General features: G+C 63.7%; 18 protein-coding genes. 16 read left to right on the top strand and 2 right to left on the bottom strand.

Annotation, left to right across the window (positions count from 1 at the left end; all coding sequences use genetic code 11):
- Nucleotides 1-477: 477 nt before the first annotated feature.
- From FHR66_RS15880 to FHR66_RS15855, 6 genes are all read left to right on the top strand, one after another.
- On the top strand, nucleotides 478-1,065 hold the full coding sequence (locus FHR66_RS15880) for a hypothetical protein (RefSeq protein ID WP_160967235.1): 588 nt from the start codon (nucleotides 478-480) through the stop codon (nucleotides 1,063-1,065).
- Between the two features lie 124 nt (nucleotides 1,066-1,189).
- A complete protein-coding gene (locus FHR66_RS15875) occupies nucleotides 1,190-1,456 on the top strand; it encodes a hypothetical protein (protein ID WP_160967237.1) in 267 nt (88 codons plus the stop codon).
- Between the two features lie 373 nt (nucleotides 1,457-1,829).
- The gene (locus tag FHR66_RS15870; protein ID WP_160967239.1) at nucleotides 1,830-2,312 is read left to right on the top strand and encodes a hypothetical protein; all 483 of its coding nucleotides are present in this window, start codon (nucleotides 1,830-1,832) and stop codon (nucleotides 2,310-2,312) included.
- A gap of 188 nt (nucleotides 2,313-2,500) precedes the next feature.
- Entirely contained in the window at nucleotides 2,501-2,866 is a 366-nt protein-coding gene (locus FHR66_RS15865) for a hypothetical protein (protein ID WP_160967241.1), read from the top strand.
- 408 nt (nucleotides 2,867-3,274) lie between these two features.
- A complete protein-coding gene (locus FHR66_RS15860; RefSeq protein ID WP_160967243.1) occupies nucleotides 3,275-3,481 on the top strand; it encodes a hypothetical protein in 207 nt (68 codons plus the stop codon).
- A 36-nt stretch (nucleotides 3,482-3,517) separates the two neighbouring features.
- Nucleotides 3,518-3,925, top strand: a complete 408-nt coding sequence (locus FHR66_RS15855; protein ID WP_167087942.1) for an Imm41 family immunity protein — start codon at nucleotides 3,518-3,520, stop codon at nucleotides 3,923-3,925.
- 188 nt (nucleotides 3,926-4,113) lie between these two features.
- Here FHR66_RS15855 and FHR66_RS15850 read toward each other — a convergent pair whose 3' ends face one another.
- Nucleotides 4,114-4,815: a transposase gene (locus FHR66_RS15850; protein ID WP_160967280.1), complete on the bottom strand. Its 702-nt coding sequence runs from the start codon at nucleotides 4,813-4,815 to the stop codon at nucleotides 4,114-4,116.
- Nucleotides 4,816-4,903: 88 nt separating this feature from the next.
- Between FHR66_RS15850 and FHR66_RS15845 the strand changes: the two genes are divergently transcribed.
- The 3 genes from FHR66_RS15845 to FHR66_RS15835 all read left to right on the top strand — a co-directional run bounded on the left by FHR66_RS15845 (nucleotide 4,904) and on the right by FHR66_RS15835 (nucleotide 6,189).
- Complete coding sequence (locus FHR66_RS15845) at nucleotides 4,904-5,332, top strand: hypothetical protein (protein ID WP_160967246.1); 429 nt, start codon at nucleotides 4,904-4,906, stop codon at nucleotides 5,330-5,332.
- A gap of 64 nt (nucleotides 5,333-5,396) precedes the next feature.
- A complete protein-coding gene (locus tag FHR66_RS15840; protein WP_160967248.1) occupies nucleotides 5,397-5,660 on the top strand; it encodes a hypothetical protein in 264 nt (87 codons plus the stop codon).
- A 70-nt stretch (nucleotides 5,661-5,730) separates the two neighbouring features.
- Nucleotides 5,731-6,189: a T6SS immunity protein Tdi1 domain-containing protein gene (locus FHR66_RS15835; RefSeq protein ID WP_237475323.1), complete on the top strand. Its 459-nt coding sequence runs from the start codon at nucleotides 5,731-5,733 to the stop codon at nucleotides 6,187-6,189.
- A gap of 106 nt (nucleotides 6,190-6,295) precedes the next feature.
- Here FHR66_RS15835 and FHR66_RS15830 read toward each other — a convergent pair whose 3' ends face one another.
- Nucleotides 6,296-6,973, bottom strand: a complete 678-nt coding sequence (locus FHR66_RS15830) for a hypothetical protein (RefSeq protein WP_160967250.1) — start codon at nucleotides 6,971-6,973, stop codon at nucleotides 6,296-6,298.
- A gap of 411 nt (nucleotides 6,974-7,384) precedes the next feature.
- On the opposite strand from FHR66_RS15830, the gene FHR66_RS15825 reads away from it, so the two are divergent.
- The 7 genes from FHR66_RS15825 (at nucleotide 7,385) to FHR66_RS15795 (ending at nucleotide 13,230) form a co-directional block, all read left to right on the top strand.
- Nucleotides 7,385-7,660 (top strand): hypothetical protein, encoded by a 276-nt coding sequence (locus FHR66_RS15825; RefSeq protein WP_237475324.1) that lies wholly within the window; start codon nucleotides 7,385-7,387, stop codon nucleotides 7,658-7,660.
- 105 nt (nucleotides 7,661-7,765) lie between these two features.
- On the top strand, nucleotides 7,766-8,047 hold the full coding sequence (locus FHR66_RS15820) for a hypothetical protein (protein ID WP_160967252.1): 282 nt from the start codon (nucleotides 7,766-7,768) through the stop codon (nucleotides 8,045-8,047).
- 59 nt (nucleotides 8,048-8,106) lie between these two features.
- Nucleotides 8,107-8,559 (top strand): hypothetical protein, encoded by a 453-nt coding sequence (locus tag FHR66_RS15815; protein WP_160967254.1) that lies wholly within the window; start codon nucleotides 8,107-8,109, stop codon nucleotides 8,557-8,559.
- A 449-nt stretch (nucleotides 8,560-9,008) separates the two neighbouring features.
- On the top strand, nucleotides 9,009-9,401 hold the full coding sequence (locus tag FHR66_RS15810; protein WP_160967256.1) for a hypothetical protein: 393 nt from the start codon (nucleotides 9,009-9,011) through the stop codon (nucleotides 9,399-9,401).
- Nucleotides 9,402-9,521: 120 nt separating this feature from the next.
- Entirely contained in the window at nucleotides 9,522-9,953 is a 432-nt protein-coding gene (locus FHR66_RS15805) for a hypothetical protein (protein WP_167087940.1), read from the top strand.
- 120 nt (nucleotides 9,954-10,073) lie between these two features.
- Complete coding sequence (locus tag FHR66_RS15800) at nucleotides 10,074-10,556, top strand: nuclear transport factor 2 family protein (RefSeq protein WP_160967259.1); 483 nt, start codon at nucleotides 10,074-10,076, stop codon at nucleotides 10,554-10,556.
- 295 nt (nucleotides 10,557-10,851) lie between these two features.
- A complete protein-coding gene (locus tag FHR66_RS15795) occupies nucleotides 10,852-13,230 on the top strand; it encodes a TonB-dependent receptor (RefSeq protein ID WP_160967261.1) in 2,379 nt (792 codons plus the stop codon).
- Nucleotides 13,231-13,614 lie beyond the last annotated feature (384 nt).

The raw sequence follows: 13,614 nt of genomic DNA, 5'->3' as shown, positions 1-13,614 counted from the left end.
CTATACGATCCTTCCAGCCTCTGGCGGTGTGGCATGCAGGTGCACATGGTTGTCCATCAAGACGTAGGCCTGTAGTTGGCAGTGGTTGGCATCCAGGGCACCCCGCAAGAGGTGCAGATAGCGCATGCGGTCGCCGTAATCTAAAAAGCATGGAAGGCGTTATCGGCGCGCTGCATGATGTGTTGGGATGCGAGGAAGATCAAGGAGAGGAAGGCGAGCCGTGCCGGCAAGTGTTGTGACTGATCGCGATCCCGACATCGAGCAAGCTCCGTGACAATTGTCAGGCATCGCCGTGTCGGCCTGTAGGAAGTGAACCTGCCCCCTTTCTTGCAAGACTACGATCTGTGGCATGCTTGGCCCTTGGCGGCGGTGCTGGGGAACACGGTCCATGCTTCACCAACTCCCGGCATTTCGCCGAACAATCCGTCAAACCGATGCCGCTTGGCGGTGTGGCTTCGCTCAGGCGCTAGGCGTCCAATGATCAAGGCAGATCAAGCCAAAGCGTTGGTGCTTCACTGCTACGAAGCCTCTTGCGAAGGAAGGGAGCGCTTTGCTATTCAGTCCTGCACGCTTTCCGAACGCGGTGACTACTGGATCGTCCGTGCAAACAGCGAAGATTTTGTTCTGCGAGGTATTCAAGAGCGCTGCTACGTTGGCATAAATGCTCATCTTGTTAACACTACGTCCGGTGAGATTGAAATCGTCGGTAGCGGTCAGTGTCTTGATGAGTATCTTCAAGACAAATGCGATGCTGCAAACGCGGGTGCCAGTCATTACGTGTTATGCCCGGACTTCGACACAAGCGACAAGGCGAGCGTCATTTGCCTTCGGCAGAGATTGGAATGCTCGCTCCAGAGAGCAATACAACTCGCATCCCCGGAGTTCGGCTGTTGGCTCACGGGAAAGAGACGCATGCTGAGCAACGCTAAGGAGATGCTGCAGAACGAAGGAATTGCCGTGAGGATTCGGTTACTTGAGAACCCGAGAAGTGCAGTCACAATCGAAAACTACATCTTGCACTGGACCGAGCTGAGGTCAGCATTGAATCGCGTGAAGACGAAATGAGGCATCAGGCGCCTAATCCGTCCTTGCAGCCAGAACACGGGTCATAGGCATTTTCCTTGGGAATGCGTTTCGACCCTTGCTCTCAAGCAATTCGCCGGTTGGTCTAACCCAGAAGCTAGGTCGCATGAAGAAGGTCTTTGCAAACCTAGTAATAGCGCTCGGCGCGTTAGTCGCGTTGACCGGCCTACTCGGCACGCCGCTAGTACTGCATCAGCTTCCGATTTCCTTGATGTTGTCAAGCGATGGGCAGACTTCCCATCGATACTTTCGGGCTGTCCCTGCTGAGCTACCCTGGCCGGGCTACCTGCCGTACCTTTTTCTTCTTGTAGGGGGCACCATGTTTATTGCCGGCGTACTTTGGCTCAAAAAAATTCGTGGCACCGCGGCGTAACGGAAAAATAGGGGTCAAAGTACAATTTTCCTGTGTGCGATACCTTTGAAAGTTCACTCTGACCCCAGTTCGCCCTCTGACCCCAGTTCTCCATAGGCGATGTACAGCGTTAGGCTTGTCGAGTGTTTTAAGATGAATTCAGAAGAAGAAATATGCTATGTGGTGGCAAGTGATGTCAGACCGCGCAATGGTATCGGGCTGAGACGTACATCAATTGCGAACTGGTCATGGAAATCCTCAGGGATGACCCGGAGCGGCGAACCTACATGACCCTATTCGTGCGGCAGCTAGAGTTTGATGTTCTTGAAGCTTCCGTTGCAGAGTTCAGAAAGCGCATAGACCTTAACTACATTGATGATGAGGATGGGACGACATGAAGAAGCATCTCGCCGTACTGCTGCTGATCGTGGGCCTGGTCTGCAGCGCGCCCGCGCTCGCCCAATCCTCCAAGTCGCCCTTGCTCGGCAAATGGGTACTCGATGTCGCGAGCATGCCGGCGCCGCCCGAGCAGCGGCCGAAGAGCGGCGCGATTACCTACAGCGATGTTGGCAAGGGCAAGTGGCAGACGAATGCCGACATCGTCGGTGGCGATGGGCATGACATCCATGCCGTCGCCATCTATCCGCTCGATGGCACCGCTGCCCCAAGCAATGGATACCCGACGATCGACACGACGGCCGTGTGGCTGCCGGCACCGAACGTAATGGTCGCGGCATTCTACTTGAAGGGAATGCCACGCACGACGCGCACCTACACCGTCGCCCCTGACGGCAAGACGATGACCGAAACCGTGGTCTGGTTGAACATCAACGGCCAGCCGGCAATCACGATGAACCGCTTCAACCGCGCGGAGTAGCCGATGACGCGTCGGCGACGCTTGCGATAGCGCCGCACTGCCGGCTGCGGCCGCCAGGCCAAGCGCCAATCCGGCCATGCACGTGGCCGGCAGCGCGCTGGAAGAGCCGCCTATGTATGGGGTGGTTGATCCGGGCCTGCGTCGTATCGCACTACAATGCGGCGCAGTCTTTTGATAGACCGGGCAACATGAGCGGTTTGAACATTTCGTGCGGCGACCTCGTCACGGACGAAAAGTCGGGCTCCGCGCTCGAGCGCGTGCTTGAGGATCTGACCGACATCGAGGACGCCATCAAGCAGCAGATTCTGTCTGGCCTGGACGAAGACGACAGGGTCCTGATCGAGCCGCCCGTCGCCAAGGACTTCGTGCCCGTCCTCCGTGCTTACCGGGACCAGTTGGTCGCCGACATCGGCCACGACGACCCCTTCAGGAACTGCGGCGCGAGGACGAGACAGGTGCCGACTCCGTCGCACTCAAGTGGGGCGAGGGCCGTGGCTGGTGCCTCTACTGCGCGAAGGACCTGTTGCGGCCTGCGAGCACTCGGCGGTCACTGAAGAGCCAGTCGTGATGAGTGTCGACTAGCGTGGTCACGCTGCTTGTGGGCGGACGCTTCGCTGCTCCTCGCCCGCAACCGGAAGGAGCCGTACGCAGCGACGTCGCCGATCACGGAGTGGCGCGCGAGTGCCGGACGTCCACCGTAGTCGGACCAACGACGCGAACCGACGCCACGCCTTGCACACCGCCGCCGATCCAGTGATTGGTGGCGATTGACCTCAATCACTGGCTCGGCGAGGATCCTGCCATGCCGCGCCTCTGCGGCAAGAGAAACAAATAGGCCACAGATGGACGGTACAGCGATTCGCTTAGGGATTGTGGCGCTGGTCTTTGTCATGTGTGCTTCAGTGAACTACTCCGCTCTCCGGATGGCTGGTGGCCTGCCGAGTAGGATGAGGACACTTGGCGTGACGTTTGGCGCTGTGGGCATCCTGCTGATGGTTCTGGTGGTGGTATGCGTCTTCATCTCCCTGCTTCAATACTTCATCGGCGGCGCCTATCTTGTCGCAAGGCTGTTTGATCCCCTCCTTTTGGGAGTGGGGTTCTGCACCACTGGTTCCCTCATTACCCTAGTGCTCGGCGCGCGGGGGAGGCATGACAAAGACGCCCGTTGACTCAGTCGGACCTACTGCACTCAGTGGATCGATGCAATGCAAGCGGATAGCGCCTTGAATGCCACGAACGTTGTTACCCGCAACTTGGCCCGATGCGCCGCATATGACGACGGCTCGTTCGTCGGCCGGCTCCATGAAGAGATGCGATGGAACTGGGACGAGTACTGGCTGTTGGAGAAGGCACTGTATGACTTGGCGACCGATGGCGAGCTTGAGCGCGAGACGGCATGGCCTCTGTTCCGTATCTTCAGCTTCGTGCTGATGCTCCTTGGCTGTCACTTCGATCCGAACGATTTATTTGCGATCAAGGGCGTCTCCGACGAAGACGTCCGCGACCTGCTTGAGCGGTTCCAGTTAGTGTTTGAAGGCTTCTATGCTGGCAGGATGCCGGCATACGAAAGCCTCGACCCGCCTAACCCGTTATTGGCGTCGACCCATCACTAAGCACATCAGGCGCACCCAATGGATCTGTCCCAACTCGATTTCCACGACGCGACGCTGATGGGCGTTTCCCTCGACCCGGTCGAGCGCACCGCCGAGCTCCGGCTCGCTTACTCTCCGACCAGTCGATCGCGCGAGCGGGTATTGGGCGTCCTTTGCTTCAGTGGTAGCAGTAACGGGGTCAGGTTGACTTATTCGTTGATCGTGGTGGGTTTGCGCGGCCGATGGGCTGGCCTGACACCAGCGAAGCGGCGGGTCTTGGCCTCGACCATGCTGCGAAATGCATCGTGGCCGAGAGCCCGTTGTTGCTGGAGGTACATGCGGATGTCGGCGAGCAGTTCGTCGCTTAGGACTTCATCAAGCAAGGCCCGATAAGCGCTGGACCGCTCGGCTGCCTCATTACCCAGAGCGAGCCAGGACGGATGGGGCGTTAGGGCCGAGTGTCCCCGCCGACCGAGATTGGCTGCGCAACTGGACCAGCGATACGCGGCCGGATCGTCGATGAGACGAGCGCGTACCGGGTTGAGTTCGATGTAGCGATAGCAGCGCAGCACATAGTCGGCACTGTCCACAAGGCATGACTTGTAGCGCCCTTCCCAGAGTGTGCCGGTACGGCCGTGACGGCCATTGAAGATGGCGACATAGTGACGACCGAGTCGCTGCATTAGCTGTCCGACCCTTCCAGCCTCCGGCGGTGTGGCAAGCAGGTGCACATGGTTGTCCATCAAGACGTAGGCATGTAGCTGGCAGCCGGTGGCGTGCAGGGCATCACGCAACATGTGCAGATAGCGCATGCGGTCGCTGTCATCCAGAAAACATGGAAGGCGATTATTGCCGCGTTGTACGATGTGTTGGGGTATGCCAGGAAGATCAAGGCGAGGAAGACGAGCCATGCCGGCAAGCATGGTCACCGATCGCTATCACCGACATCGAGCAAGCTCCGTGACAATTGTCAGGCATCGCCGTGTCGGCGTGTAGGAAGTGAACCTGACCCCGTTCTTCCACCCCGTTCTTCCCGCCGGCCTGGTTTCATTGAAACGAATCCTCCTTACGCGCATGCCCTCAAATTGGAAGTGGCCCAGCACATTTCACCTCGGCTTGCTCCGACCGAGGTTCGCCCTGGCCGTTCTTCTGGTTTGGATCCCGGGGCTGAGCTTTGCCGGCTATCTCGATAGCCGGAGCGGCGAGTTCGCTACGCCGGTGTCGCTGGCCGTTGCCGGTGTTGTTCTTGCTCTATCAGCATTGTCGTTTTGGCGTCTTGCTGCGAACGAGCGGACGTGGATCAGGGTGATGCGTCCGACCGTCGATCGCGCGTCGCATCTTTCGGGCGTGCGTGCTGGCATCTACATCACCGCGCCTGCGGCATTGTTCTGCTTTCTCAAGGCCGCACACCTCTGGTGGGCCACCTGAAGCAAGCTACTCGTTTAGCGTCTCGCCGCGCCATCAGCACAGCATTCATAGGTCGCCATCCCCCATGACCACATTCCAATTCCAACCCCGCTGGAAGGAGGAACTCGTCTGCACCGGCCCGGGCGGCGAATTCGTTCTGGATTTCCCGATGGGCGTGCCCACGGTCTACGTCCCCACCGAGCACGCGTGGGCGCAGAGCGCACCTGCATGGGCGCGCGACCTGTGGCCGGTGTTCAAGGCGGAGCTGGAAGCCTGGTGCCAGGCGCGGGACGTGCAGTTCTTTCTGGATGGCTCTGCCAAGTGCTACGGAGCTGTCGCCAAGGCCTAGGTGATCACGATGAACGCAGGCGGACGCGCGTGCCTTGGTATCCTAAGCCGCCATCGCAGCAAGGTGTCCAATGAGCGAGAGTACAGAGCGTGGTGACGCGACGAACGTCCCGCTGTATTACCTGATTACGCCGGAATCGCACGAGGTGCTCGGCCCCTGGGCGGACGCGTTCCCGGCGTACACTGTCGTCGTCGGCTACTCGAGTCTCGGCCACTTCTTTTTGCATGATCCGGCCAGCCAGGATTACGCGGTGTTGCATCCGTTCAAGGCCGCGGGCAAGTCGTATGGCGCGCATGCCTCTACCGCGGCGTTCGAGGAGGCCATCCTGCGCGATCCGGGCTTTGAGGAGTACGTGCTACGCGGCGACCACGTACGGGAAATCGCTGCGCGTCTCGGCCCGTTGAAGCCTGGACAGATCTATATCCCGCAGCCCTATCCGACGCTGGGCGGAACGGAGGCACCTGAAACGTACGACAAGGGCGATGTGTGGGTGTTCGCTGACCTCGTCGCGCAAAGCGTGGGTTTGTGACGCAAACTGGAATCACACCGCGGGGCGCGATCTTCTAAAGAAAACCCAGGCGGCACCGGATCGCCGCCTGGACCACACCGAACGAGGGAACCGCAGAGGCTGCGCCTCAGTGCTTCGCGGCCTTGCGCCGGTACACACCATTGAAGCTCACATTGGCTCCGCCGCACTGCAGGTTATCCGAGACGACCATCAGGTCGCCGAGCAGTTGCAGGCGGACCTTGCAGTCGTCCTCGCTCAGCTCCAGCCGATTGCCTTCGGGAAAGCCGCGCGCGGTGACGGCGCCCAGGTTCGGGCCGCCGGGCCTTTCCTCGGGACTCGGGTTGGCGCTGGGCCAGTAGGCATCGCCGTTGGCGGTGATGGTGCCGTCGCCATTGGCGATCAGTTGCAGTTCGTTGTCGCCGTCGTGCCATTGACCGACCCAGGCCTGCGGCTTCGGGGCGGCCGTCGCCGGCAGTGGCTGCACGCTCGACGCCGCCACCCAGCCGGCGCTGCCGCCGACCTTGTTGGGGTAGAACGCGCAGACGAAGCCGCCCTGACGCTGCGCCAGGATCACGGTGTCGTCCTTGACCACATAGGCGCGCTGCCGGCACGCGGCCTCGCCCTTGGCCGGGCAGCCGTCGTCGTCGTTGAGCAGGTACAGGCGCGGCACCGCGACCTTGGCGAGCGAAAACCCGGCCGTGCTCATGGGGAAGCCGCCGTTGCGGCACATCGCGGTGTCCTCGTCCGGGGCAGCGTGGGCCAGTGCGGGAACCGCCAACAAGGCGAGCAGCCAGGTCTTGTGCATCAGAGTCGCTCCAAAGGTGGGGAGACAGTGTGGGCCACCGGGGGTGAACCGGTGGCGAGCGAACGATGGGCGAGGAGGTGGCGGCGTCTGGCCGGCATGACGCTGTGGCGCGCGGCACGGCTCATCGCACGTCATGCGCGTCGACCAGCGGCATCGACGCCGGCGAACGCCTCGGACTGTAAGGTGGATGCCATCAGGCACACCGCGGGATAGCCTTGCGTCGATCCAGGCTTCAGACGCAAGAGGGTGGTGGCATGGCAGTGAAGTACCGGGCGGGCGATGTCTTCGCGGTCCCTTGGACACGGCGGTGTATGCGCTCTGCCAGGTGCTGTGGGCGCCGCAGGGCGACTATCGCAAGGTGGTCGGCTTCTGTGTGCTGGAACATCAGGCTCGGCCCCAACGCTTGGTCCGTTGCCGGCACGGCCGCTGCCGGTGCGCGACGGCGACAAGGACATCCGATTGCTGTTTACCGGCGCCCAGAAGCTCAAGAGTGGCGAATGGCGCCTCATCGGCCACGCGCCGCTGCCCAGCGACACCACAGACCTGCTGACCTTCCACATCGCCGGCGCCTTGCACGAGGGCGATACCTTCGTGCGGATGTTGTCGGTGGACGAGTACGCCCGCTATCCGTCGATGTCGGTGCTCGGATTCGAGCTGGTGCAGCGGCTGCTCAGCGATAGCCGGTGATCGAGCCATTGACGGCCACCTGCTGCTCGGCGAGCATCGCACGCCGCTTCAACGTAGGGGCGTGGCCAACGCCCCACATCACTGCTGCCTGGATCAGGTGACACCATGCCCGCAAGTCTGCTGACCGAGGTCGTGCTGCGCCCACTGTTCGAGATCGTCCTCTACGGCCTGTGCTATCTCGTCGGCATGCTCGTGGTGCCGGCGTTCTCGTTCGGCTATTACAGCGTCGAACCGTGGAGCAGCAAACGGCGCGGCAAATCCGGCAAGCGCAGCGCCTATCTGGCCCCACGCGTGGTCTCGGCCGACGCGGCGGCCTTCTGGGGCGGGTTCGCCCTGGTGGGATTGGGGCTGTTGGGCTATGCGTTGTGGAGCGCGGCGGGCGCTTAACCTCGAAGCGGCTGCATCGCGCTACGCTTTCTGGCCTTGGACTGCAATGGATTGCACCTATGCCGCATTCCGGCACCTGCTTCATCACGCGATACACGCTGTCGGCGCTGCGCGATCAGATTCACCAAAGACCCGAACTGGTGATGGCGCTCGAAGGCTTGATCGAGGTGGAAGAGGAACATTTCCCTGATCCACCGACCTACGCTGCGCTGTCGCATCTGGCGCAATGTAGCGCTTGCCAGGCCTGGAGTGCGCTCTGGCTGGAGGCACAGTTTCCCGAGAGCGGGGCGTGGCGCGAGCGCGTCGCTCGCTATTGCTGCTTCAGCATGTTCGAGGCAGTGACCAAGCCGGACAGGGTGGTGCGGATCGGGTTCGAGTTGTTCCGTGGCGAGGATCCGACCTGGTACCTCAATGACGCGATCTGCGTGCAGTTCTGCCCGTGGTGCGGGCAGCGACTGCCCGATCGTCCGTTCGAGCCGGATCTGGAGCCGGAGCCGGGGCAAACACCATGACGCCGTGCCGCCGCAGCGTCGCTTTGACCGCTTTGGCGCAACCGGAGCGGTTGAATGCCGTGCGGGTTCCTGGCCTTCGCCTCGTCCTGCTTCAAGGTCGCCGGCGTGTGGCTCGCTGCCGCGATCGGCATCTGGGCGTCTCTGGGTGCGCGTGCCTGTCTACGAAGGATGCGATGACTTGTCATGCACGCGTGCTGCAATGGGTCCGGCCGGTTGCGGCGATGGCGTCCGGTTCTGGCCGCCGGACGCTGCGAGCGCGGCACCAACAGCGCCGCGTCCGCTGGCCGCAGGCGATTGCGCCGAGCCGCACGACGCACCGCGCCGCTGTCCACCCTGGACCGACGCGCCTGCGTTTATCCTCCGGGGCTGCGCATCCGCGCCTGCACGCATAACGCAGTCGCGCCGATGCGTGCGTCCGTCATCCGATCGTTCGAGAGTCAAGCTGCCGCATGCATCCCGTTATTCACTTCCGCTCCCGCCTGCTTGAAGTCAGCGCCGAGCCGGAAAATCCGATCAATCCGATCCGCGGCAGTTCGCTGCTGGACTGGTTGCGCGTGCGTGTGGGCCACGCCATGGTCCTGTCCGAACCGGACCCGGAGGATTGGGGCTGGGCTTCTGAAGCGGAATGCCAGGGGCGCAGCTATCTGGTCGGCGCCTACGCCGAGGAAGAGGTCGATGGCAACCATACCTGGATGCTGCAGATTGAAAAGCAGCGCTCGTTCTGGGAGCGCATCCTCGGCCGGCATGCGATGCGCGACGACGATCCGTGCTTTGCGCAGTTGCATGCGCTGATCGCCGCCGAACCGCGGTTCACCGAGGTGGTGGTGGAGCGCGAACCCTGACGGCCGGTGTGGTCTCGGCGGCAACGCCGTACGGCACACTGCGGTGATGCCGCCGGGCTGCAGCACGGCCGCCATCGCGCTTGGGTATGCTCGGCGGCCCGTCTCCATCCGCGTGCCACGATGCCGATCCGAACTCTGTCGCTGTTTCCGCTGCTGTCGATCGGCATTGCGCCCGCGCTGATGGCAGCGCCCAAGCATTGCCTGCCGTACGGGCCGACCCAGGTCACCTTGTCCGGCACGCTGGCGCCGTCGTCCGTCGAACCCGCCGCGCCGCATGCGCACACGCATGCCGATGCCGGTGCGGCAGCCACCCAGGAAGAGGTGCTGATCCTGCCGCAGCCGTTGTGCGTGGCGGCGTCGGCGGACGGACGCCAGCCGCGGCACGCGCAGGTGCGCCAGCTGCGGCTGGCGGTCACCGCGGACCAGGCGGCGCATCTGCGCGAGGAAGGTACCGGCCAGGTGGTGCGGGTGACGGGACGATTGGCGCATGCGCCGGCCGGCCCGGACGCACCGCCGCTGCGCCTGAGCGTACTCGGAGTGGACAGCGATTGAGGCACGCCCTGATGACGTGCTGGCGCGCGCGGCCGCGCCCGCATTGACGGCGCGCAGCGCCTGGTCGAGGATCGCCGGGCCGCGCCTGGCGGCCCAAGGGGTCGGGGATCCATGAGGGGAATGCGGTTCCTGTGTGCGATGAGCCTGTGGCTGAGCGCGTTCGCCGCGATCGCGGGCGAGTCGCCGGTGAGTACGGTCCAGACGTTCTATGCCTGGGCGATCGCGCCCGAGCATGCCGACGGCGACGTTGCGCAGGTGCGGCATCTGCTGGGGCGGGAATTGTTCGCGGCGCTGCAGGCGCAGCGCGCCTACGAGGCGGCCTGCGCCAGGCGAGTGCCGGCAGACGTCAAGCCGCACATGCTGGACCAGAGTCCGTTCTTCCTGTGGCCGGACCAGCCCACCGCGATTGTCTCGACGATCGCGCAGGTCAAGGGCGACACCGCCCGGGTGCGCGCCCGCCTGGCCGTCGATAGCCTGCAGTGGACGGACACGGTAGTGCTCGGCCGGCAGGACGATCGCTGGGTGATTCTCGACATCGCATGGCAGGAAGGAGCGCTCACCCGGCGCCTGGCCGAATTCGCCGCGCAGCGCTGCACGCCTTGATGGGCCACTGGCGCGGGCGAGGGCGTCCGTGCCCGGGGTGTCTGCGCGATGTGGTGACGCGCAGGCCTGACCAGGTCGCGGTGGCGCATACCGGTCCTCGGATGTCCGCAGCGGCGGCGTGGCGCGACGTGAAGCGGTCACGCGCCGTCGCGTCGTCGCCCTGGCGCCGCCATTGCAATGGCGGTGCAACACAAACGACATATCGTGCCGCGCTGCGCCACCGTATGGCGCATGCCGTCGCGGGCTGCTGCGCAAGCCGAACGGACTCGATTCTGCGCGCTCACAAGGATCCGACATGCTGCATCCCCAACTCTCCCCGCGGCCGCTGACCGCGCGCGCCGCGCCGGCCCGTACCCGCCTGGCGCAGGCCTGCGCCGCCCTGGTGCTGGCCTCGGTCGCCGCCGCCGCCGCCGCGCAGGACAGCGCGCCGTCGCTGGCCGGCAGCGAGACGCGGCCGGCCAACGCTGCCGGCAATGGCGATGCGGCGACCTCGCTGGACACCATCATCGTCACCGCCGAACACCGCGAGCAGAACCTGCAGGAGGTGCCGGTCTCGGTCGGCGTGGTACAGGGCGAGGCGATGCGCGACTTCACCGCCGGCGGCGACGACACGCTGTTGGCGCTGTCCGGCCGCGTGCCCAGCTTCTACGCCGAAACCACTACCGGCCGCATCTTCCCGCGCTTCTATATCCGCGGCCTGGGCAACATCGATTTCTATCTCGGCGCCTCGCAGCCGGTGTCGATCATCCAGGACGATGTGGTGCTGGAGCACGTGGTGTTGAAGTCCAACCCGGTCTACGACGTGGACCAGGTGGAAGTGCTGCGCGGCCCGCAGGGCTCGCTGTTCGGCCGCAACACCACCGCCGGCATCGTCAAGTTCGACAGCATCAAGCCCAGCGACGACTACACCGGCCGCGTCACCGCCAGCTACGGCAGCTACAACACGGTCTCGGTCGACGGCGGCATCGGCGGCCCGATCAACGACGTGCTGTCGTTCCGCGTGTCCACCTTGTACCAGCACCGCGACAACTGGGTGGACAACACCTACAACGGCCCCAGCGCCGACGGCACGGTCACCCCGAAGAAGGATGCGATGGGCGGCTACGACGACCGCAACGCACGCCTGCAACTGCTGCTGAAGCCGAGCGAGAACTTCTCGTTGCTGGGTTCGTTCCACACCCGCGACTACGACGGCACCTCCACCCTGTTCCTGCGCGGCGCGCTGACCAAGGGTTCCAACAAGGTCGACGTGCCGCGCGACCAGGTGGCCTACGACGAAGCCCACGACAACCCGCAGGCCTACAAGACCCACGGCGCCTCGCTGAAGGCGATCTACGACTTCGGCGGCGTCTCGCTGACCTCGATCAGCGCCTACGAGACCACCTCCGGCTACAGCCGCGGCGACACCGACGGCGGCGCCGCGGCCAACTTCCCGGTCAATGGCGTACCCAACGGCTACGGCCAGTCGATGGGCCAGGTGCGCGACCTGGACCAGTACACGCAGGAACTGCGCCTGGCCAGCGAAGGCGACGCCCCGCTGCAGTGGCAGGCCGGTGCGTTCTACTTCGACGGCAAGGACACCACCGATTTCTACCAGCGCGCCTACTTCCTGCAGACCGCCGCGCGCAATCCGAACAACTGGGTGCGCCTGCACAACAGCAACACCTCCTGGGCCGGCTTCGGCCAGCTGACCTACAAGGTCACCGACGCGCTGACCCTGACAGCGGGCGTGCGCCAGACCCGCGACAGCAAGGAGACCAAGCTGCTCAAGACCGCCGACACCGCGGCCGGCGTGGTCACCTACAAGGGCCGCCGCGACGTGCGCCTGGCCGACACCCAGCCGAGCTGGGACCTGAGCGCGATGTACGAGATCAACCCGAACGTCAACGTGTACGCGAAGGTCGCCCGCGGCTTCCGCGGCCCGACCATCCAGGGCCGTTCGGCGGTGTTCAATTCCGACTTCACCACCGCCGACTCGGAAACCATCCTGTCGTGGGAAGCGGGCATCAAGAGCAACCTGTTCGACAACCGCCTGCGCCTGAACGTCACCGGCTTCACGTACACCGTCGACGACATCCAGCTCAACGGCAACGACTCCAACGGCAACGGCGTGCTGTTCAACGCCGACAAGGCCAAGGCCTACGGCATGGAAGCGGACCTGGACTGGCGCTCGATCCCCAACCTGTCGCTGACCGCCGGCCTGAGCCTGCTGCACAGCGAGATCCAGGACAAGCGCGTGTATGCGCAGGTGTGCGGCCTGAACGGCGTGGTGGTGTGCACCGTGAAGGACCCGACCATCCGCATCGGCAGCAACACCTTCGCCCAGATCGACGGCAACCCGCTGCCGAACGCGCCCAAGTACAACGTCAACCTGGCCGCCCGCTACGACATCCCGGTCAACGACGGCGGCGCGTTCTTCGTCGCCACCGACTGGAACAAGCAGGGCTACACCAGCTTCGTGCTGTACGACTCCACCGAGTTCACCTCCAACGGCAACTTCGAAGGCGGCCTCAAGCTGGGCTATACCGGCGACTACGGCGCATGGGAAGTGGCCGCGTTCGCCCGCAACATCACCAACGAGAAGAACCTCAAGGGCGTGATCGAGAACTACATGGCGGCCGTCTACAACGAACCGCGCATCGTCGGCGTCTCGTTCAATTTGCACTGGCACTGATCGCAGAGCGTCGTAGCACCACGTCGGCAGCACCTGCCGGCACCAGCGGGCGGGAGGGCAAAAGCCCTCCCGCCCGTTTGCGTTTTATAACAGTACGTTGCCGTAGCTGTGGGCCTAGCCCTAGCCGTTGCTGTTGCTGTTGCTGTTGCTTGGCTTTGGCTCTTGCTTTTGATTTACCGGGTTCCCTTCCGAAGCGGCGGCCAGCGCGGGGAAAAACCCGAAGGGCGGCGCACATGGATGTGCGCCGTTCGCGGCAGGGGCAGGATGCCCCTTCCGCGAATCCCCGCGCTGGACGCGGACCCGGAGCGCGCAGCGCGGAGGGCGCGAGGCAGGGCGCGCTTTCTTTTGGTTACCTTTTCTTTGCGCGAGCAAAGAAAAGTAACT

This window comes from Xanthomonas sp. F4 (assembly GCF_011761895.1).
Note: the sequence above shows the minus strand (reverse complement) of the source record. Positions and strands in the feature narration are given on the sequence as shown.